This window comes from Fictibacillus enclensis, assembly GCF_001457035.1.
In the GTDB taxonomy this organism is placed as follows: Bacteria; Bacillota; Bacilli; order Bacillales; family Fictibacillaceae; genus Fictibacillus_C; species Fictibacillus_C enclensis.
In genome coordinates, this window is the sequence record NZ_KQ758617.1 from 1631969 (window position 1) to 1652052 (window position 20084).

Annotated in this window: 21 protein-coding genes; 8 read left to right on the plus strand and 13 right to left on the minus strand. The window is 43.8% G+C overall.

The genetic code is table 11. The features are described 5' to 3' along the window. Positions 1 to 16: 16 nt before the first annotated feature. The 3 genes from AS030_RS08365 to AS030_RS08375 form a co-directional block, all read right to left on the minus strand. Positions 17 to 1699: a NucA/NucB deoxyribonuclease domain-containing protein gene (locus AS030_RS08365; RefSeq protein WP_061970446.1), complete on the minus strand. Its 1683-nt coding sequence runs from the start codon at positions 1697 to 1699 to the stop codon at positions 17 to 19. 276 nt (positions 1700 to 1975) lie between these two features. After that, positions 1976 to 2284, minus strand: a complete 309-nt coding sequence (locus AS030_RS08370; RefSeq protein ID WP_061970449.1) for a DUF4870 domain-containing protein — start codon at positions 2282 to 2284, stop codon at positions 1976 to 1978. A gap of 118 nt (positions 2285 to 2402) precedes the next feature. Further along, positions 2403 to 3455 (minus strand): anthranilate phosphoribosyltransferase, encoded by a 1053-nt coding sequence (locus tag AS030_RS08375; RefSeq protein WP_061970452.1) that lies wholly within the window; start codon positions 3453 to 3455, stop codon positions 2403 to 2405. Between the two features lie 204 nt (positions 3456 to 3659). On the opposite strand from AS030_RS08375, the gene AS030_RS08380 reads away from it, so the two are divergent. Genes AS030_RS08380 through AS030_RS08400 form a run of 5 tightly spaced genes read left to right on the plus strand, consistent with a single transcriptional unit; the run spans position 3660 to position 7578 of the window. Further along, entirely contained in the window at positions 3660 to 4238 is a 579-nt protein-coding gene (locus tag AS030_RS08380) for a biotin transporter BioY (protein WP_061970454.1), read from the plus strand. 47 nt (positions 4239 to 4285) lie between these two features. Continuing rightward, on the plus strand, positions 4286 to 5755 hold the full coding sequence (locus AS030_RS08385) for an AMP-binding protein (RefSeq protein WP_061970457.1): 1470 nt from the start codon (positions 4286 to 4288) through the stop codon (positions 5753 to 5755). Then, on the plus strand, positions 5751 to 6845 hold the full coding sequence (locus tag AS030_RS08390) for an acetyl-CoA C-acyltransferase (protein ID WP_061970460.1): 1095 nt from the start codon (positions 5751 to 5753) through the stop codon (positions 6843 to 6845). Before AS030_RS08385 ends, AS030_RS08390 begins: the two co-directional genes overlap by 5 nt. After that, on the plus strand, positions 6842 to 7237 hold the full coding sequence (locus AS030_RS08395) for an FAS1-like dehydratase domain-containing protein (protein WP_061970463.1): 396 nt from the start codon (positions 6842 to 6844) through the stop codon (positions 7235 to 7237). Before AS030_RS08390 ends, AS030_RS08395 begins: the two co-directional genes overlap by 4 nt. Next, positions 7234 to 7578: a MaoC/PaaZ C-terminal domain-containing protein gene (locus AS030_RS08400; RefSeq protein WP_061970466.1), complete on the plus strand. Its 345-nt coding sequence runs from the start codon at positions 7234 to 7236 to the stop codon at positions 7576 to 7578. Before AS030_RS08395 ends, AS030_RS08400 begins: the two co-directional genes overlap by 4 nt. Before the next feature lie 133 nt (positions 7579 to 7711). Here the strand turns inward: AS030_RS08400 and AS030_RS08405 are convergent, their stop codons facing one another. Beyond that, a complete protein-coding gene (locus AS030_RS08405) occupies positions 7712 to 8452 on the minus strand; it encodes a L,D-transpeptidase family protein (protein ID WP_061970469.1) in 741 nt (246 codons plus the stop codon). A gap of 232 nt (positions 8453 to 8684) precedes the next feature. Here AS030_RS08405 and AS030_RS08410 point away from each other — a divergent pair, with 232 nt between their 5' ends. Together AS030_RS08410 and AS030_RS08415 are read left to right on the plus strand one after the other, a co-directional pair. Further along, complete coding sequence (locus AS030_RS08410) at positions 8685 to 10787, plus strand: molybdopterin oxidoreductase family protein (protein WP_082635742.1); 2103 nt, start codon at positions 8685 to 8687, stop codon at positions 10785 to 10787. Beyond that, positions 10739 to 10918: a hypothetical protein gene (locus AS030_RS08415; protein WP_061970472.1), complete on the plus strand. Its 180-nt coding sequence runs from the start codon at positions 10739 to 10741 to the stop codon at positions 10916 to 10918. Before AS030_RS08410 ends, AS030_RS08415 begins: the two co-directional genes overlap by 49 nt. Positions 10919 to 10963: 45 nt before the next feature. Here the strand turns inward: AS030_RS08415 and AS030_RS08420 are convergent, their stop codons facing one another. The 6 genes from AS030_RS08420 to AS030_RS08445 form a co-directional block, all read right to left on the minus strand. Then, entirely contained in the window at positions 10964 to 11272 is a 309-nt protein-coding gene (locus tag AS030_RS08420; RefSeq protein ID WP_061971659.1) for an MGMT family protein, read from the minus strand. Positions 11273 to 11461: 189 nt separating this feature from the next. After that, positions 11462 to 11947, minus strand: coding sequence for a DinB family protein (locus tag AS030_RS08425; protein ID WP_061970474.1), 486 nt, complete (start codon positions 11945 to 11947; stop codon positions 11462 to 11464). 133 nt (positions 11948 to 12080) lie between these two features. Continuing rightward, on the minus strand, positions 12081 to 13112 hold the full coding sequence (gene splB / locus AS030_RS08430; RefSeq protein ID WP_061970477.1) for a spore photoproduct lyase: 1032 nt from the start codon (positions 13110 to 13112) through the stop codon (positions 12081 to 12083). A gap of 15 nt (positions 13113 to 13127) precedes the next feature. Then, complete coding sequence (locus AS030_RS08435; protein WP_061970480.1) at positions 13128 to 13370, minus strand: transcriptional regulator SplA domain-containing protein; 243 nt, start codon at positions 13368 to 13370, stop codon at positions 13128 to 13130. 93 nt (positions 13371 to 13463) lie between these two features. Next, positions 13464 to 14009, minus strand: a complete 546-nt coding sequence (locus AS030_RS08440; protein ID WP_061970483.1) for a GNAT family N-acetyltransferase — start codon at positions 14007 to 14009, stop codon at positions 13464 to 13466. Between the two features lie 79 nt (positions 14010 to 14088). Next, a complete protein-coding gene (locus AS030_RS08445) occupies positions 14089 to 14370 on the minus strand; it encodes a hypothetical protein (protein WP_061970486.1) in 282 nt (93 codons plus the stop codon). Between the two features lie 147 nt (positions 14371 to 14517). On the opposite strand from AS030_RS08445, the gene AS030_RS08450 reads away from it, so the two are divergent. Next, positions 14518 to 14949 (plus strand): DUF4395 domain-containing protein, encoded by a 432-nt coding sequence (locus AS030_RS08450; RefSeq protein ID WP_061970488.1) that lies wholly within the window; start codon positions 14518 to 14520, stop codon positions 14947 to 14949. 38 nt (positions 14950 to 14987) lie between these two features. Here AS030_RS08450 and AS030_RS08455 read toward each other — a convergent pair whose 3' ends face one another. The 3 genes from AS030_RS08455 to parE all read right to left on the minus strand — a co-directional run bounded on the left by AS030_RS08455 (position 14988) and on the right by parE (position 19987). Beyond that, positions 14988 to 15488 carry a metal-dependent hydrolase gene (locus AS030_RS08455; protein ID WP_061970491.1) on the minus strand — a complete coding sequence of 167 codons (501 nt, stop codon included), beginning with the start codon at positions 15486 to 15488 and terminating at the stop codon, positions 14988 to 14990. An 83-nt stretch (positions 15489 to 15571) separates the two neighbouring features. Then, positions 15572 to 18010 (minus strand): DNA topoisomerase IV subunit A, encoded by a 2439-nt coding sequence (gene parC, locus AS030_RS08460; protein ID WP_061970494.1) that lies wholly within the window; start codon positions 18008 to 18010, stop codon positions 15572 to 15574. A gap of 3 nt (positions 18011 to 18013) precedes the next feature. Beyond that, positions 18014 to 19987: a DNA topoisomerase IV subunit B gene (parE, locus tag AS030_RS08465; RefSeq protein WP_240482241.1), complete on the minus strand. Its 1974-nt coding sequence runs from the start codon at positions 19985 to 19987 to the stop codon at positions 18014 to 18016. Between the last annotated feature and the right edge of the window lie 97 nt (positions 19988 to 20084).

The following is a 20084-nucleotide window of genomic DNA, read 5'->3' on the forward strand; positions in this document are numbered from 1 at the left end:
TATCTTAATGATATGTTTACGGAATGGCGTAAATTTCAACCGTAAATTCCTGGCCACCTGTATTTTCCGGATTGGCGATGTAAAGGTCTTTCATTTTTTTGATATCTGTTTTTGATTTGTCAGATAAATCATTAAAAATAGTTTCATCGATGCCAAAACTGTCATCATGCATCACATCGAATTTGGCGCCGGCTGGCCCTGAAGTAATCCTCCATTCGAGCTTGTTAGCATATGCAGGGATATCACCAATCTCAAAGTTATCGCTGGATCGATGGTCCTGTCCGGGTTTGGGGGTACCATAAGACGAGATGGTCGCCACTTTGACCGGTGCTTTTACTTGCACGTTAAACGCATCCCTGTCCAGAATGCGGTCATAGGCATACCAGGCACCCAGCCACCTTCCTGCCGCATTATTGGATTCCTTAGAAATCAGGCGGACAGAGAACCAATCCTGTCCGTTCATAGCTGAACCTTCCCACGTCGACGCGAATGGAAACTCATCGCATTCCTTTCCGGTCCGGTCTTCATCCTTAAATTCCTTATTGCAGACAGCACGGGTTTTGTTTCTGTTTTTTGCATATTCATCCGGATGTCTTTTCGTATACATGCGAGTAAGCGGCATTTTCCCAACGGCACCTGGTATTTTCTTGCCCAGCACATACGGCTTTGTCTCCTCGGGATGATCGATGGCGAATTTCCAATGTTCTCCCGCTTCTTTCAGATGAGCGAATGCCGGATCTGTAATCGGAACATTCAGGATGGGATCTGCCCGGCTGAAAATCGCTCCCTGCCAAAAATGCTGATCCGGGAAGGCAAACATATACTTTGCAGAATCAAAGCGGACGCGCTGTTTGATTCCTTCTATTGTTTTCGTAAATTTTTTGGGTGCATGTTTAATTGTCAGCATGGGAGAGAAATCCATATACCCCACCTGATCGGGATTGATGTCGCTTGGGGATGGAGCATCAGATAGAAAGGTTTTCAAACCATAGTTGACATTTTTCCATTGCGCAATGGTACGTTCGACTGGTGGTGTATCCGGATCGGGCTTACAGTCTCCCGGATTTATCTTCGCCTCGCAGTCAAAATCAATTTTTAATTTGGCTCCGTTCAATGATGGGTTGGTCACAAGAATATCGTCAATGCTGTAATAAACCCTCATCTTTCGGCTTTGATTGGAACCGAATCCAATCTCGGTAAACTGGATTTGCACTCCATCATAGGAGCAAATACCAAAACGGCATGACCGCGGCACCTGATAGGTGGCCACATGGGACCAGCAGAACGAATAGCGATTTTTAATATAGCCTGTACTTGATCCGCTGTCAGGGCTCCGCCGGCACTCCTCAACCGTGTTGATATGATCATAGTTGAAGGGTGGGGGTTCCCAGCCAAGCGCTGTAAATACCGGTGGACCCATTGGTGATTCATATGAAGTACTTGCATTCCTGTCTTCTGTCTGGATTTCATTCAAGCTTTTTTGTCCTTCGTCGCTCTTTTGTTGCACCTGTTTCTCGCCGTATTTTTCAAGTGATTTACCTTTTTTCAGTTGCTGTTCCGCTTTTTCAGCCTGGTCGTTACTGATCCAATACCCTCCTCCTTTATCGTTTGCTTGTGCATTTGCTGCAGGTGAAGCTATCCCAGTGATCAAAAATATCAAGAGAACAGCAGAAACGGGAAGCCTGATCAATCTGGCCATTGCTTTACCTCCTCTTTTATTTTGATTTGGAATAAGAGGTGCCAAAAGATGATGATTCCTATGCATTTTTGCCTAACAGTACCCTTTAATCCCCCTCCAAATCGCTGTCATATTACTATAAAAATGTAACTCTTTACAATACTTCCCATAGAAAACCCTTCCAACCTCCTATTCGTATAATGATACAACCATTCTCATTAGGCATATGGAAGAACGACCAATGGCATAAAAAAAAAGCATCTTTCCCTTTTCAGGAAAAATGCATTTTAACCTTTATTAATTGACCCAGGATCCTACGATAGGATACTGAAAATGACGGTCGTTCAATGCCCGGACGATACCCATTATTGGTGCAATAATAGCCATCAGCACGAAGATGATCAGGAATGGAATCCCAACGAGCACCCAGGACAGGAACGCAGATATACCAATTAATATTCCAATCACAAAGTGAAAGATCAATGCTTGAAGAGCCAGGCTTTTCACTTCGCGGTCGGCAATGAGCAAGTAAATGATAAGCGGCACCACAATCGGCGCAAACCAGGTGCTCGCATGAATTAAAATACGCAATCCTTTATTTTCCATATATTACCATACTCTCCTTGACTTTCATACTTAGTATACTCATATCATATACAAGTTATGAAGTCTTGTAACTGAACCTGAGGCTGAAATTTGCTACGCCTTAAGGCTTAGAAATTCCTCAGGAATCGATAGACCCCTGTAAAACCCCTCGCCACAGGATAAGCTGTTCTTCCCCTTTTTTCTGCGATAGCAGGCGGTCAGCCAGTTGGGTTCCTTCTTCAATGGTAGGTGTATGGCCCAACAAATAGAAACGCAGCCCTGCATTCAGTACCACTTGGTTCCGGTATGGCAACAAAGCATCCGATTGCTCTCCTGCCAGGAGCTGTGTCATCAAACCTGCTTGTTCATCTGCACTCAGCACTTCTTTGTTGAGTTCTTTTTCATGCTTCAAACCGTAATCTGACGGGTCAATAATGATGGACTCGCTTGATTCCGTACTGATGTTATAAATAAAGCTGCTTCGATGAACAGGCAGATCCTCTGAACCTTCCACTCCTTGAACGATATAAGCTCTTTCATAGTTTAATTGTTGAAGACTCGGAACAATCTTATTTACCGCTGTTCGGTGAAAAACACCGAGAATGATGGAATTCGCCCCTGACATGTCCAAGAGCTTTTCCACGGTATTCATGATGGTCCGAACACCCATTTCCTCACGGATTTTTCGTAAGTCAGCCAGCGGAGGGCACAGCTTGTCCGTCCATGCAAAACCAATATTCACAGCTTCGAGCGCTGCTAGAACTTCACCTTTTGTCTGTGCAACAGGAACGGAAAGCTTTTCCAGTATCGTTTTTAGCGAAGTCCCGTTTTTGGGAGGAAGTGATTCGCTGGCATGCAAAAATACAGGAAGCCCCTGTTGTGACAGTAAAATATTGACGGGTATCGTAGCCGCAAACGAGTTGCGGCCGTTATACGGACCTCCGCAATCCAGTATGCCTCCTGCGGCTCTGGGCTCCTCAAGCCGCTGAGTATGTCTCCTGAATTCATGAATGAAAGCCAGCAGCTCATCCGGACTCTCGGTTTTTATCCGTTCCGCCATTAAAAAAGCGGCCATTTGTGCTTCAGTGGCTTCACCTGAAGTAATACACTTTGCTGCTTCGAGTGCTTCCTCATAGGAAAGGTTTTTCGCTCCTCTTTTTCCCCGTCCTACTTCTTTGATCCATTTTTGCATGGCACGCGCCACCTCTCTTCTCAATTTATTTTAGAATTATCTCATTTCTTTCAAAGATAGGGCAACCGTTTCTTTTAAAGAATAACGGTCATACAGTATAAATCGCTTTATATGTTAACCCTAATAATTATTAAGTTGACATTAGAAATAAGAATCCCTTACCATAAAGTTGTTATAATAAAATGAACATAAGGAGACAACCAGATGAAAGTGATTGAAATTACTTATGTAGCATTATTTGCAGCAGTTATGGGAGTACTCGGGCTGGTTCCGCCAATTATGCTTTCTTTTACACCAGTCCCTATTACACTCCAGACATTTGGTGTTATTCTTGCAGGAGGTTTACTCGGTGCAAGATTAGGAGCAACCAGTCAAATTCTCTTCCTGGTGATTGTCGCTGCCGGGCTGCCACTTCTTTCTGGAGGCAGAGGGGGCTTAAGTGTATTTGCAGGACCGAGTGCAGGTTATTTAATTTCATATCCGATTACTGCCTTTTGTATCGGATATCTATTATCCCGTTTACAGCCATTAAAAGTAAAACATATTATTTCCATTAATTTAACAGTTGGAATTCTGCTCATCTATGCCATTGGAATTCCCGTTCAAGCCTTCATGATGGATATACCGGTTTTGGCTGCTGTAAAGTTAAGCCTCGTTTATATACCTGGGGATGTAATAAAAGCAGTCCTTGCGTCGCTTTTAGTCTACAAAATTAGAAAAAACCCTTTTTTCTCCCGCTCATTGGCAACAAGTTATATCCATCATGCTTCTAAAAATAGTTAACTACCAGAGACACGTATTGTGTCTCTTTTTTGAAAGGACAGTGCATTGTGCGATCCATTACAGAAACCTATGACTCTTTCGCAAAATTATCCCCCGACCAAACGGCAATTCATACCACTAACCAACAAATCAGTTATAAAAAATGGAACGTGTTAATTAATCAGACGGCCAACTGGCTGCATGCCCTTCCCTCAGAAACCAAAACCATCGGCATCCTGCTGCCAAATGACATCCCTTTTTTACAAATGTTCCTCGGGGCTTGCAGGGCCGGCTGGATTGCTGTTCCTTATGATTTAAAATGGAATCTAACAGAACTAAAACAACGAATTCATCTTTCAAGCCCTTCTCTCATTGTAACCACTCGAGAGATATACTCAAAAATAAAACATCAGATACCAAATGTGACGGTGCTGCAAGATTGCTTACACAACATCTCTCAATGTAGCACTTCCTTTGAATGGGAGCCAGAAGATGACCTTCCGTTTTATATTGGTTTTACATCCGGAACCACCGGAAGCCCCAAAGCCTTTATTCGCTCTCAGGAATCGTGGAGCGCCAGCTTTGATTGCAATCGCATTGATTTTGAATTAAATAAAACCGATCATGTACTTATTCCTGGCGCCTTAATCCATTCTCATTTTCTGTATGGGGCTGTAAGCACACTATACTTGGGCGGGACAGTTTATTTATTAGAAAAGTTCTCCACTGCAAAGGTTTTATCATGGACAAACAACTTTCCCATTACAGCCGTCTATGTCGTTCCAACGATGATTGAAGGATTATTGAAAGAAACGATATCTATCAATAAACCGCTAAAAGTCATCTCATCCGGAGCCAAATGGAATGAAAGATCCAAAATCCAATTCAGGCAAAGGTTTCCTGAACTGTCTCTGTATGAATTTTATGGAGCCAGTGAACTGAGCTTTATTTCAGTGCTTTCCGAAAAAGAAGGAATGCAGAAGGATCGAACAGTAGGAAAACCTTGTTACGGAGTCGAAGTCCAAGTGCGTGATGAGGATCAGGAAATTGTAAAACCATATTCCACCGGGAAAATATACGTCAGAAGCAATTATATGATAGCAGGGTACTTTGATCAAGAAGGAGTCATTCAAACTATTAAGGATGATGAGGGATGGGCTACAGTCCATGATATGGGCTATATTGACGAGGATGGTTTTTTATACATCACAGGTCGTGAACAAAACATGATCCTATATGGTGGAATCAATATTTTTCCTGAGGAAATTGAAAAGGTTATTTCCGTTCATCCGAATGTTGAAGAAGTAGCAATCATTGGTTTATCCGATTCTTATTGGGGCCAGGTGACTGCAGCTGTAATTAAAGGAAAAAATAATCTGACAGAAATGCAGTTAAAGAGGTTTTGCAAAAAGCACTTGTCCTCTTACAAGATTCCGAGAAAATGGTTCTTTCTAAATGAAATGCCGTATACAACCAGCGGAAAGATCGCTCGCGCAGACCTTGTGAAACAGATTGAAAGTCAGGTGAGCCATCATTAAAAGAGCGGTTATTGTAAGAGCTATTCGGACTCCGATCGGAAAAGCAGGTGGAATCTTTAAGGACATTCCCATACATGAGCTTACGGCTCCCGTTCTAAAATATACAGCGGCTGGGGTCGAGGAAAAAATCGATGAACTTATTTTGGGAAATGTCGTCGGGCCGGGTGGAAATGTAGCCAGGGTTTCCGCATTAGAAGCTGGACTTCCCCTCTCACTTACCGGTCTCACCATTGACCGCCAATGCAGTGCGGGACTGGAAGCCATTCGACTGGCTTCGTACCTGATCCAAGGAGGTGCTGGACAGTGTTACATTGCAGGTGGTGCAGAAAGCTCCAGCACCTCCACCTACTCTGCCAGAGCCAGATTCGCCCCCGATCACATTGGTGATCCCGATATGGGTGCTGCCGCAGAAAACGTGGCGGAAAAATACGATATTTCAAAAGAAGTTCAAGATGAATATGCGCTAATGAGTTATAAAAGAAGCTGGGAATCTTTTGATAAAGGATATTTGGATCAAGAGATCATTCCGGTCGGCACAATCAGCCAGGACGAACAGTTTCTCAAAAAAAGAAAGATGGAGCTTCTCGTACAGAGGGCGAAGCCTCTATTTAAAAAGGACGGTACGGTTACAGCCGCTAACAGCTGCGGGATCCATGACGGAGCGGCTGCTGTCCTTATTATGGAAGAAAACACAGCAAAAAAGAACGGGTTGCAGCCTGTTTTACGATTTATGGATAGTGAGGTGGCTGGTATTCATCCAAAGTACCCCGGTGCAGCACCCATCCCTGCGATTAGGTCTTTATTACAGAGAAACAAGTTAACCATTTCAGACATCGATTTAATTGAAATCAATGAAGCTTTTGCCTCCAAAATCGTCGCTTGCTCAAAGGAACTGACCATTCCTTATGAAAAATTAAATGTTCGAGGCGGAGCATTATCTCTCGGACACCCTTATGGTGCATCCGGCAGTATTATGATGACCCGGCTTTTCCATGAAGTTCAAAGAAGAAAAAACGTTAACTATGTACTGGCAGCGATCGGGAGTGGCGGAGGTATCGGCGTGGCTATCCTATTAGAGGTGGTAACATGAAGACAGAAGACCATGAAATTACGTTCAGTCACGAAAAGGTTCAAGAGTTTGTTCAGCTTATGGGGGACCGAAACCCAATCTACCAGAGTATCCATAAGGCAAAAGAATATGGATTTAAAACAATACCTCTGCCCCAGGCTATGCCAAACATAGCCTATCAGTGGATTGAAATTCCATGGAATCTGCAAGACCCTGTTATCCATCGAAAACAGAAATGCGTTCTGCATCAAAGGATGTTTATTGAAGAACGTTATCGTGCAGTGATAAAAGTTACAGATCAATATGAACGCCATAACCATTTTTTTATCCAACAAACTCTCTACCTTTACGACGGAAATGGACTACTATGCTTTGAAGGTATATCTGATTTGGTAGCGGGGGGGTTATCATGAGTGTACTCACCTTTCAAATAACTGAAAAGGATGTTGAACAATATGCTGTCATTTCAGGAGATAATAATCCCATTCATCTGGATATCGATGCAGCAAAACAGCATGGGTTTACTGATAAAGTCGCTCACGGGATGTTAACCATTTCCAAAGTACTCGGCGTGCTTTCCAATGAAGTTCTTTCACCCTGCGATGTTATAACAGACTATAATTTCAGCTTTTCAGCTCCAGTTTTTACAGGGAATCAAATAACGCTCCACATCAACCAAACCGAGAACAGCATCAATGTTTCAGGAGTATGTGAAGACAAGAAAGTCATAAAAGGATCAGTATTTCTTCTATAAAAATGCCTGTTTCCCCACTAAGAAGGTGGAGATGCAATATTCTTTTCATTTCCCTGTTTTATCAATATCTAAAACCAAGAGACTTTTTTAAGTCTCTTGGCTTTTATGAAATCCAAATTATAATTCTCATTCCTCACAGCATACCAAGCGCTTTCTTGGTCGCCGGACCTACAAGGCCATCCACCTTCAGCTTCTTCACCTTTTGGAACTTGCGAACCGCAGAATCTGTATTTTTGCCAAAGACGCCATCGATTCCTTTGGTGCTGTAGCCCTTTTGTGTTAAGAGCTTTTGCAATTCCTTCACTGCCTCGCCCTTGCTTCCCTTTTTTAAGGTGCCGGTGGAATAGGCCGGCAGTGATGACCCCTTTCCTTTCAAGCCATAGGCTGATGCGATGGAATCATACGATTTGCTTGAGCTCACAATGACTACAGGTGTATTCACTTTTACTCTCGTAAACAGCCATTGCACCTCATTATTGTACATACGGATGCAGCCTGCACTTGCATAAGTGCCAATTGACTTAGCATTGTTGTTTCCATGGATGGCATAAGTGGTGCCCCATGTTCCCCTGGCGTTCAATCCGAGCCACCGGTTTCCGAGTGGATTTCTGGGATCTCCCCCTGGAATGTGGCCACTGTAATAGGGCCGGTTTACAATTTTGTTTACAACTTTGAACTTTCCTTCCGGTGTGTAAGATTTTTGTCTTCCGGTCGCCACTTTAAATACACTTTTGAGCCGGGTATTTTCATAGTACGCCAATTCATTTTTCGATTTATTGATGATAATGAATTGGCTGGCGGCTGCTGCCTTGGCCGGGTGGGCAAAGAACAGAAGAAAGCTAAACGTTAACAAAAGCACGACAAATTTTTTCATGGATTCCCTTCCTTACATAAGATTTGCTGTTTGTTGCCAAACAATAAATCATATGCATCATCCACTGGAATAGATTACAAATTTTACAAAAAGATGTCGTTTGCGTTAAAATTCTGCTTTTCGTTTATCTATGCTTTTTTCTAAAGAATCCTTTTCATTTTGTTCAAATTCATTGATAATATAGAGAATATCAACTTACAAAGGCAACTATGAGCTTCGAAAGGAGTAACCAATGAGCACATATACGACAAAGGAAAATGGTATTTTTCCTTCTGTATGCCCGCTTGACTGTCCCGACCAATGTGGTCTGCTTCTTCATAAAAAAGACGGAAAAATAATAAAAGTACAAGGAGATCCGGACCATCCTGTCACACAGGGCAAGATCTGCAATAAAGTAAGGAATATGCCTGAGAGGCTGTATGATCCGAAGCGGCTGACAACTCCACTTAAGAGAATTGGCCCGAAAGGAAGCCTGGAATTTGAACCGGTCAGCTGGGATGAGGCGGTTGATACGATTACGTCCAAATGGAAAGAGCTTGTAGCTTTCGAAGGGCCTGAGAGCATTCTCCCCTACAGCTTTTATGGAAACATGGGGATTTTAAGTGCCGAGGGGATGGACCGGCGTTTTTTCCATCGGCTTGGTGCGAGCCGGCTTGATCAAACCATTTGTTCTGTAGCCGGATCGGTTGGTTACCGTTACACAATGGGCGGTGGTTTCGGCATTGACCCTATGGACACCGTCCATGCCAAGCTGTTTATTTTTTGGGGAATCAATGCCGTCAGCACGAATATGCATCAGGTGGCACTCGCCCAAAAAGCAAGGAAAAACGGAGCAAAAATTATCGTGATTGATGTTCACAAAAACCGGACGGGTATTCTTGCTGACTGGTTTATTCCAATCCTTCCTGGAACAGACAGTGCGCTGGCCCTTGGCATCATGAACTTTCTTTTTGAAAACAACATGGCCGATATGGATTTCTTAAAAGAGTTTTCCACAGGTTATGAAGAATTGATCGAACATGTTAAGCAATATGACCTGCATACTGTAGCTGCCATTACAGGCGTTTCTGCAGATGATCTGAAAAAGCTCGCACTTGAGTATGGAACGGTCTGTCCTTCGTTCATCCGGATCGGAAATGGCCTGCAGCATCATGACAACGGCGGAATGGCTGTACGCACCATTGCCTGCCTGCCTGCCGTAACCGGGCAATGGCTAAAAAAAGGCGGCGGTGCCATTAAATCCAATTCCAGCTATCTGTCCCATAACACAGCTGCTGTGCAGCGTCCGGACCTTTTGAAGAACAAAAATACCCGGATCATTAACATGAATCAAATCGGCAGTGCGCTTCTGGAAGCGGAACCGCGCATCTCGTCATTGTATGTGTATAACAGCAATCCGGTGGTTGTGGCACCTGAAGGAAACAAGGTAAGAAAAGGCTTCGAGCGGGAGGATCTGTTTACAGTGGTTCACGATCTCTTTCTGACCGAAACCGCTGCCTATGCAGACATTGTGCTGCCTGCCACCTCTTCATTTGAAAATACCGATTTTTACACCTCCTATTGGCATAAACACGCTCATTTGCAAGAGCCGGTCATAATGCCGTATGGAGAAAGCAAGTCAAATCCCGACGTGTTTCGTCTCCTTGCTGAAGCCATGGGGTTTAATGATCAAGCATTTAAAGATTCAGACGAAGAAATGATCGAACAGGCTTTTGAACACCCGGCCAATCCTTATGTGGAGGATATTAGCCTGCGGACACTAAAAAAAAGCAAGTTTGTTAAATCCAAGAATATCCCGCTGTTCTCGCGAAAGCTTTCCACCCCAAGCGGTAAAATTGAATTGTATTCCAAACAGATGGAACGCGAGGGCTATCCACCGCTACCGACCTATATTCCGCTGTCGGAAGACGGAGATCATCCCTTTCTGTTTGTGCCAGGGCCGAATCACAACTTTTTAAATTCAACCTTTAGTAATAACGATAAGCATATCCAGCTGGAAAAAGAGCCGAAAGTCCATCTGAATGCCCGTGATGCCGTTGAATTGGGCGTAGAAAATGGAGACTTGATCCGTATCTGGAACGACCGTGGGGAATGTCAGCTTCATGCTGCAGTTGGAGAAAATGTTTTGCCAGGCGTAGCGGTAACGATGGGGCTATGGGCAGACCTGCCTGGAACCAAACAGCTGGTCAATTCCCTGACCCCAGACCGGATCGCCGATATGGGAGGGGGAGCCACCTTCTTTTCGGGCAGAATCAGTATTGAAAAAATTTCTCCCGGGAGGATATCATGTACCAAAGCAGGATCCGGCCAAAAAATGATGACCGAAAAAATGTAAACACCACACTCAGCCAGTCCCTCTACAAAGAAATTAAGTCCCTGGCTGCCAGACTTGACCGTCCGGCCAACGATTTGCTCGAAGAAGGCATGCGGCATGTGATTGAAAAATATAAAAAGAAACGCACATAATTAATCAAAAAGGATGTACATTCCGGTATGGGGTGTACATCCTTTTTAACATTCTGGCCAATACTGGTAAACAGTCAAATTAATTTTACCCTCAGGACTCACTGCAATCCCTTCACTTTCCAAAGACAGTTTTTGGACCGCAAACATCTCTTCATCCTTGAACCCAATCTCACCCTTCGCATTGATGACACGGTGCCACGGAAGCTGATGTTTTTTGCTCATGGAATGAAGAACCCGGACGACCTGCCTTGCTCCCCTTGGACTGCCAGCGAGCTTTGCAATCTGGCCATACGTCATTACCTTGCCTTTTGGAATACTTTTTATAACACTTACTACCTCATCAGTAAACTTCATCATTTTCCCCTACATCCTTTTTTCTATAGTGTACATGAAAAACCGGCACAGCTGACCCTAGCTGTACCGGTTAAATTAATCTTATTTTTGTCCATTACTTAAATTTGGCGTCCGCCCAGTCTGCATGATCCCAGGTTTCCGTCACCGGTATCATTCCTCCCTATTAATGAAATTTACAGGATCAAGCTTTTAATATAAATCAAACATGTTGATGTCATACCCCTGTTCTTTCATGTAGTTAAACAGCTGGGCGCGGTGGTGCTGGGCATGGGTCACAATTTCAATCAGCCATTTCGCCTGGGCCGTCCCATGATCCAAGTAGAAGGCCTTTGTTTCTTTATGCAAAAAATCTTCATCTCCAAGGCTTTCCATATAGCGCGTGACCTCAAGCAGTCCTTCTTTCATGAATCCCGTCCACTGCGCCGGATCATGTTCCTTGGACAGGCTTGCTTCAAGTTCCCGAATGTCTTCCTCAGGTTTCTCCTGGAGGATCAGGAGATCGGTGGACGGAACCGAAACCAGATGCAGCACCACTTCATGCAAGGAACGCATATTTTCACGGGGCCTGTAGTCCAAATGGTTGGGGGATATCTTTTCGATCAGGTTTGAGGAGGTTCTGACGATCAGTTCAAGTTCTTTCAGTAGAAGTTCTTTCATTTCTTTTGTTCCACTCAATTGTCTCACTCACTTTCCAAAAATATTGAATCAATCGTTGTCATGGTCTTCCAGCTTTTATTTCGACGTGTCCCCCTTTTTTCCTTGCAACAATACAAAAACCAGGCCCTGGTTAACAAGGCCTGGCTGCTACTCATGTAAAATATTCAATCTTTGCGTTGGGAAAATAGGTGTCAATATCGGATTCCAGACTTTCACGCAATGCTTGCTCTTCCTCTTTGCTGTAAATGTATTTTCCGATTCCATACCTTCCCCATTTATACCGCCGCTCTTCCTCATTCATTTCAAGCTTTGTCTTCGGATAATTTTTTTCAATGACGCGTTTGGCGGGTTTCGTGAAACGGTGCTGAATCAATTCGAACGTGATGTCGTCTCTTGCGCTTTGTGGAAGGGCGGCATCGAGTTTTTCAAACAGCTCGCGATAGCCCTCCTGCCAGCCTTCATGGATATAGATGGGCGCAACAATAAAACCAAGCGGGTAGCCGGCCTCCGCCACTTTTCTTGCGGCATCAATCCGCAGATCAAGCGGTGAGGTTCCCGGTTCAAAATATTTAATCACATAATCGGCATTCACACTGAACCGAAACCGTGTACGCCCGTTGTGTTTCGCGTCCAACAGATGATCGACATGATGAAACTTGGTGACAAAACGCAATCTGCCCAGCTCTGACTGGCCAAAATACTCAATCGCGTGCTTCAACGTATGGGTTAAATGGTCAATACCCACGATGTCCGAAGTACAAGAAGCTTCAAACCGGGTAATTTGCGGAGCCCGTTCTTCCATGTACTGCTGTGCCTGATCCAATATTTCCTCCACATTGACATATGTGCGGATATACGGCTTGCTTCCCATGGTCGTCTGCAAATAACAATAATGGCAATGGCCCATGCAGCCGGTTGCAAATGGGATGGCGTATTCGGCAGATGGCTTGGAGGAGTCAAATTTAAGCGTTTTTCTCACACCTATCACAAGCGTGGATTTTGCATTCCGGTATTTCTGAAAATCGGTGTCACCCGGGATGTTTCGGACCTGGTTATGGGACGTTGTTTCCCGAATCTCAAGGCCCATATCTTTAAATTTCTTTTTAAGGGTTACACCGAGGGGGTACTCCAATGCTCTTGGTTCAATATATACAAGCTGAGGAACAAAAGGTTTATTCTTCAATGAGGACACATCCTTTTACTGATACTGATCATAATCAAAGATTTCTTTATATTTCTCCTCGGCTTGCTCATATGTATCATAAACTGCGTCATCCTCTGCCAATAGATGATATGACTCATGCAGAAATAAAGCCAATTGCTGTTCGTTCTCGGGATGCCGGACTATTTCAGCCTCTGTGATATTCGCCACGTTTGGCGTGTGGGGATTGCGATATATCACAAATACCTGGTCTCCTGCTTTGTACTCTCTTTTTTCCATAAGTACTCCTCCTTTCATGTTCGCTGTCCATTTTATCCTTGCCTTCACATCCATTTTTTATGTCAAAAAAGCCCTTCCGTAAAGGAAAGGCTTTTACTCGTCATTTGGATTAATAAGGGCCAGCACTTGGTGATCTTCCCATTTGCCGTTGATTTTTACATTTTTCACGGCCAATCCTTCTTTATGAAATCCAGCTTTCTCCAGCACACGAATCGATCCGATGTTATGGGGCATGACTCCCGCTTCAATTCTGTGCAGATTCACTTTATTAAACGCGTAAGTCGAAATGAGCTTAACGGCTTCCGTTGTATATCCCTTGCCGTTTTGTTCCTTGTCGAGAAAATAGCCAATGAAAGCGCTCTGGAGTGAACCACGCATCACGTGAAATAAACTTATCGTACCGATCAGTTTTCCATCTTGTAAAAAGATTCCAAAGTCATATCCCGCATCATTCTTCTGGCACTGCTCAAATTCGTTGATTCGGTATTGCTGGTAATCGAGTGTATAAAATTCATCCGAACGTGCCATTGAAAACTTTTCAAAAAAGTGTCTGTTCCTTTGTTCCAAGTCAAGCAGTGCTTCCGAATCATCCCCTGTAAAAGGGCGTATGTAGATGTTGGTCCCTGTTTGTTTTCCCATTATTTCGCTCCTTATTCTATATAAGTCTATCTATAGAATAGGGAGTTATAAATTTTGTGTCCAGTGCAGCTTGTACCTTTCAGACGTGTGAAACCTTTGATAATCGTTTCACGGCTGCCGTCCCAATAATTGGAAAACAGCACATAGACATGGCTGAAACCAGTATTCCTGCCCAAATGCCAAAAGGCGGGGCTATATGAAAGGTTTTATATAACAGAAGCACGCCGAGTGATAAGATAAACAGCGTTATGGAAAATAAAAATAAAAGAACATAATGAACTACATAAAACATCATAAAACGGTTACAATTCATATGCTGTAATGTGAGTCCATCCCATATAAAATCTACGAATCTTTTCATTATGCGCCTCCTTATATACATAATAGACGTTCTTCGGTTTAATTATTCATATATTTCGAAAAATTTTCAGATTATCTGCTTTACTTCACACTTTCTCCTTGTTACTATATACTAATTATATTCCTATGCGAAAGGTCGGATTTATATATGCGAGAACACCCTATTTCCATTCCCAGACCCTTAGTAAAGCTCAATCAATGGTTTATCGTTTTGTCGGTGGCATCTGTCTGGATCACCGGAGCCTATTGGTTGCTGCTCCTTCCACTTGCTGCAGGATTGTCCGGACTTTTATTTCGTTATAACCCGATCATGCAGTTAGGTAAACGTTTCTTAACCAAACCGCTTTCTTCTTATATTCCAGAAGACTGGGACCAACAACAGTTTAATCAAAAAATTGCCGTTCTTTGTCTCTTCCTTTCCTATCTATCTTACCTGCTGAAATGGCAGACAGCCGCCTATGTATTCACCGGCATGGTATTTGCCGCCGCATTTATTGCAATTCTTGGGTTTTGCATCGGCTGCTTTATCCGTTTTCAATGTCTGCAATTCAAGTACAGAAGACAACGAGCTAAAAGTTAAAATAAAACAACAAAAAAAACAGCCATTGGCTGTTTTTTTTAAATATGAAAAATATGCTCTTTCGCCAGCAATGCACAAGCTGCGATCATCAAGATTCCTGAGATCGCCGTCTCTGCAGGGGACCCTGTTTTCGTGTAGATGGGTGAACGAAATCGAATATGTATCGGATATAAAAACTGAATTCCCCTGGTCGTGCAGGCATCCAATATGAGATGGCTGATTACACCTGCCAATAATCCATATTTTATATCCGTGCTGTAACTTTTATCAAGCAGATTAGACACCCAGATGACAGCCATAATAAAAATCCAGCTGTGCGTTATGGTCCGGTGTCCAAAGGTCTTGCTCACTAGTTTTGAAACTAGTTTTGTTTTCCGTCCTGCCCATGAATTGGGATGGCAGAGGTCAGGAAGTAGGCTCCCCAAAATTCCTGCCCCATAGTAAATCAGCTGATGATCCAATAAAGTTGGTCCTGCTATCCATTGATTGGCCAATGCTGCCGCGGCCAATCCTCCCATTAAATGTGTATTGCCTTTCATTATTCACCTTTTCTAGTTGTTAGTTAACATAATATTATGTTGGTAAACTTAATTATGTAAAAGAAATAAAGAGCAGCAAAGCGCTACTCTTTGTTTTCTTCAGTCACAATCTTCCTCCAGACTTCAACCACTTCTCCAGAGTCGCTGATGTCCACAAGATAGGATCCGTTATTATACCGGTCTGCGTTCTTTAACTTTCCGGTCTCCACTGTTACCATACTTCCATTCTTCGTTTTTACGTCCAATACGGCATCTTTTTCTGAAAGTTCCACATCAACCACGCGGTGCGGATTGCTCTTAAGCTCCCTCAGCATAACGAGGCCTCTTTTCGCCCTCGTTGTTCTATCAAATTCCGTAATCTTCATTTTCTTGATTGCCCCGCGGTGTGTAATCAATACGAGTGATGCCTTTTCTTTATCCTGCAACGATTTGCCGCTGACAACGAAATCTCCATCTTTCAGATTAATGCCTTTCACACCTGCTGCACGCTGTCCCACTACATTAATTTCGTTCTCACCGAACCATAGCCCATATCCATAGTGAGTAGCGATAAAAATATCATCATTTCCACTCGTCAGCTGCACATCGACCACTTCATCCTCTCCCTTCACCTTCATGGCCATCAGCATTTTGTTATAGCGTTGTGCTTTGTAGGAAGAGAGTTCAGTCTTTTTGGCCATTCCTTGTTTTGTGAAAAAGATGAGGTACTGATTATCTGTAAATTCTTTAATCGGCATAATCTTGATCAATTGTTCATCCCGGTCAAATCCGACCATGTTCGCCAAATGCTGGCCCATGTCTTTCCATCGGGCTTCATGAAGTTCATAAACCGGCATATAAATGTAATTTCCTTTGTTGGTGAACATCAGCAACGTATCCGTTGTATTTAATTGTTCGGCCAAAAGCAGACGGTCTGTATCTTTCATGCCAGGCGCCTCACCGTTGGAAGCGGAATAAGAACGAAGAGAAGAACGCTTGGAATAGCCGTCTTTTGTTACAGTAACCATCACATCTTCAGATGGAATCATCACTTCCATATTAATTTTAATCTCTTCGATTTCATCTTCAATGACTGTCCGGCGTTCATCAGCGTACTTCTTTTTAATTTCTTCCATCTCTTTTTTTATAACGTTGAACAGTTTCTTCTCACTTTTCAAAATACCCGTCAAATGAGCGATTTTCTTTTCAAGCTCTTTTGCTTCTTTTTCAAGGGTCGTCACATCGGTATTGGTCAATCTGTACAATTGCAAGGTCACGATGGCTTCTGATTGTGCCTCCGTGAAGTCATACTGCTGAATCAAATTGTTTTTTGCATCTCTTTTATCTTTGGAACCGCGGATAATCCGGATCACTTCGTCCAGAATGGAAATAGCTTTAATCAGCCCTTCCACCACATGCTGCCGCTCATTGGCTTTGTTGAGATCATACTGTGAGCGTTTCGTCACAACTTCCTTTTGATGGTCGACATAAGCTGAAATGATGTGCTTGAGGCCCATCAGCTTCGGCGTCTTATTATGAATCGCCACCATGTTGTAGTTATAGGAAACCTGAAGATCTGTATTTTTGAAAAGATACGCCAGCACACCCTCAGCATGCGCTTCTTTCTTCAGTTCGATAACGATCCTCATTCCGGTTCGGTCGGTTTCGTCCCTCACTTCAGCAATGCCTTCCACCTTCTTGTCGAGGCGAAGTTCATCAATCCGTTTGACGAGATTCGCTTTATTGATCTCATATGGAATTTCCGTAATCCTGATCTGTTGCCGTCCGCCTTTAATTTCCTCGATCTCTGTTTTCGCGCGCACGATGACACGGCCTTTTCCTGTTTCAAAGGCTTTGCGAATTCCTTCCTTGCCCTGGACAATTCCGCCAGTTGGAAAATCAGGCCCTTTTATGACGGTCATCAATTCATCAAGCGTAACATCCGGGTTTTCAATCTGCATCGTAACAGCATCGATTACCTCTCCCAGGTGATGGGGAGGAATATCGGTCGCATAACCTGCTGAGATTCCTGTAGAACCATTGACCAAAAGGTTCGGATATCTAGCTGGCAAAACGACCGGCTCTTCAATCGTATCATCAAAGTTCGGAGCAAATTCCACCGTGTTCTTTTCAATATCACGAAGCAGTTCTGAAGCAATGGAGGACAAGCGCGCCTCGGTATACCGCATGGCTGCTGCAGGGTCTCCGTCAACACTTCCGTTGTTTCCGTGCATTTGAATCAGCACATTCCTTACTTTCCAGTCCTGGCTCATCCGTACCATCGCTTCATATACAGACGAATCCCCGTGCGGATGGTAGTTGCCGATGACGTTTCCGACGGTTTTTGCTGATTTGCGGTACGGCTTTTCAGCTGTATTTCCTTCTTGGAACATCGCGTATAAAATACGTCGCTGTACCGGCTTCAATCCATCCCTTGCATCAGGAAGGGCTCGGTCCTGAATGATATATTTACTGTAACGCCCAAAGCGGTCACCGATCACCTCTTCGAGCGGAAGATCCATAAAACGTTCTAATACTGACAAAATCTAAACCTCCTCAGGATACTGATCTGATAAGTTTTCGTTATCAAGAATGTTGGTATCCTCATTTAAACCAAATTCGACATGCTCTTCGATCCATTTTCTGCGGGGCTCTACTTTATCTCCCATCAGAACCGACACCCGCTTTTCTGCACGGGCCGCATCATCGATTTTCACCCTGATCAATGTTCTGGTTTCCGGATCCATCGTAGTTTCCCACAGCTGATCGGCGTTCATCTCGCCAAGACCCTTATACCGCTGGATGATATAGCCTTTACCCACCTTCTTTTGGGCTTCTTTGAGCTCATCATCATCCCATGCATATTCGATGATCTCTTTCTTTCCGCTTCCCTTGCTGACTTTGTACAGGGGCGGAAGAGCGATATACACACGCCCGTTCTCAATGAGCGGCTTCATGTAGCGGTAGAAGAACGTCAGAAGCAGCACCTGAATATGGGCTCCGTCCGTATCCGCATCCGTCATGATGATGACCTTTTCGTAATTCAAGTCTTTTTCGGTAAAATCAGACCCTACACCAGCACCTAAAGCATGGATAATTGTATTGATTTCTTCATTTTTGAAAATGTCGGCTAGCTTTGCTTTCTCCGTGTTGATGACTTTACCACGAAGCGGTAGAATCGCCTGAAACCGGCGGTCCCGTCCTTGCTTGGCCGATCCTCCGGCAGAGTCACCCTCTACGAGATAGAGCTCATTTTTAGCCGGATTTCTGGAGGTAGCCGGAGTAAGCTTTCCGCTAAGCATCGTTTCCTTCCGCTTATTTTTTTTGCCGTTACGCGCATCTTCTCTTGCCTTACGGGCCGCTTCGCGGGCCTGAGCAGCTTTTACAGCCTTTCGGATGAGCATATCAGCCGTTTGCGGATTTTCCTCGAGAAAATAGGAAAGATGGCCTGAAACCACACTGTCTACACTCGAGCGTGCATCACTGCTTCCAAGCTTGCTTTTCGTCTGTCCTTCAAACTGTAGTTTCTCCTCCGGGATCCGTACAGAAACAATGGCGGTTAATCCTTCACGAATGTCTGAACCGTCCAGGTTTTTATCTCGTTCCTTTAAAAGAGAAACTTTCCTGGCGTAATCGTTCATGATCCGGGTGATGGCCGTCTTTGCTCCGGATTCATGTGTTCCGCCATCCTTTGTCCGGACGTTATTTACAAAAGAGAGGACATTTTCTGCATATCCGTCGTTAAATTGAAACGCAAAGTCGACCTCGATATCATTTTGGTCACCTTCAAAACTGACCACCGGATGAAGAACATCTTTATCTTCGTTCAAGTAGCCAACAAAAGCTTCCAATCCTGTATCATACTGAAAGCTTTCACTCTCGCCGCTTCGTTTGTCACTGAGCTCAATTTTTACCCCTTTTAAAAGGAAAGCTGCTTCTCTCAGGCGCTCACTTAACGTTTCATAATTGTAGTTGGTCGTACTGAAAATGGCCGGATCCGGCTTAAAGTGGATGATGGTACCCGTTTTCCTGGTAGTACCTATTTCTTCAAGTGTAGTTACCGGCTTTCCGCCAAACTCAAAGCGTTGTTGATAAATGGTTCCGTTTCTGTGAATCGTCACCTCAAGCCATTCAGACAGCGCATTAACGACAGATGCTCCAACACCATGCAGTCCACCGGATGTTTTATAGCCTCCCTGACCAAATTTCCCTCCCGCATGAAGCACAGTCAGGATGACTTCCGGCGTTGGTTTTCCCATCTTATGCATCCCCGTTGGCATGCCACGTCCTTCGTCCCGAACACTTATACTGTTATCTTTATGTATCGTGACGTATATATTTTTGCCGTGCCCAGCAAGTGCTTCATCGACGGCATTATCTACGATTTCATAAACGAGATGATGCAGCCCGCGGCTGTCTGTGCTCCCGATATACATCCCGGGTCGCTTCCGGACCGCTTCCAGGCCTTCTAATACCTGAATGGCGTCATCGTTGTAATCTAAATGTGGTTTACTAGCCAAAACACTTTCTCCCTTCACAAACATACAATAAACTAATCATACCAGAACATTTGTTTCTATTCCAGAAATCAAAAATTACGTACACCGCTTTCTATTT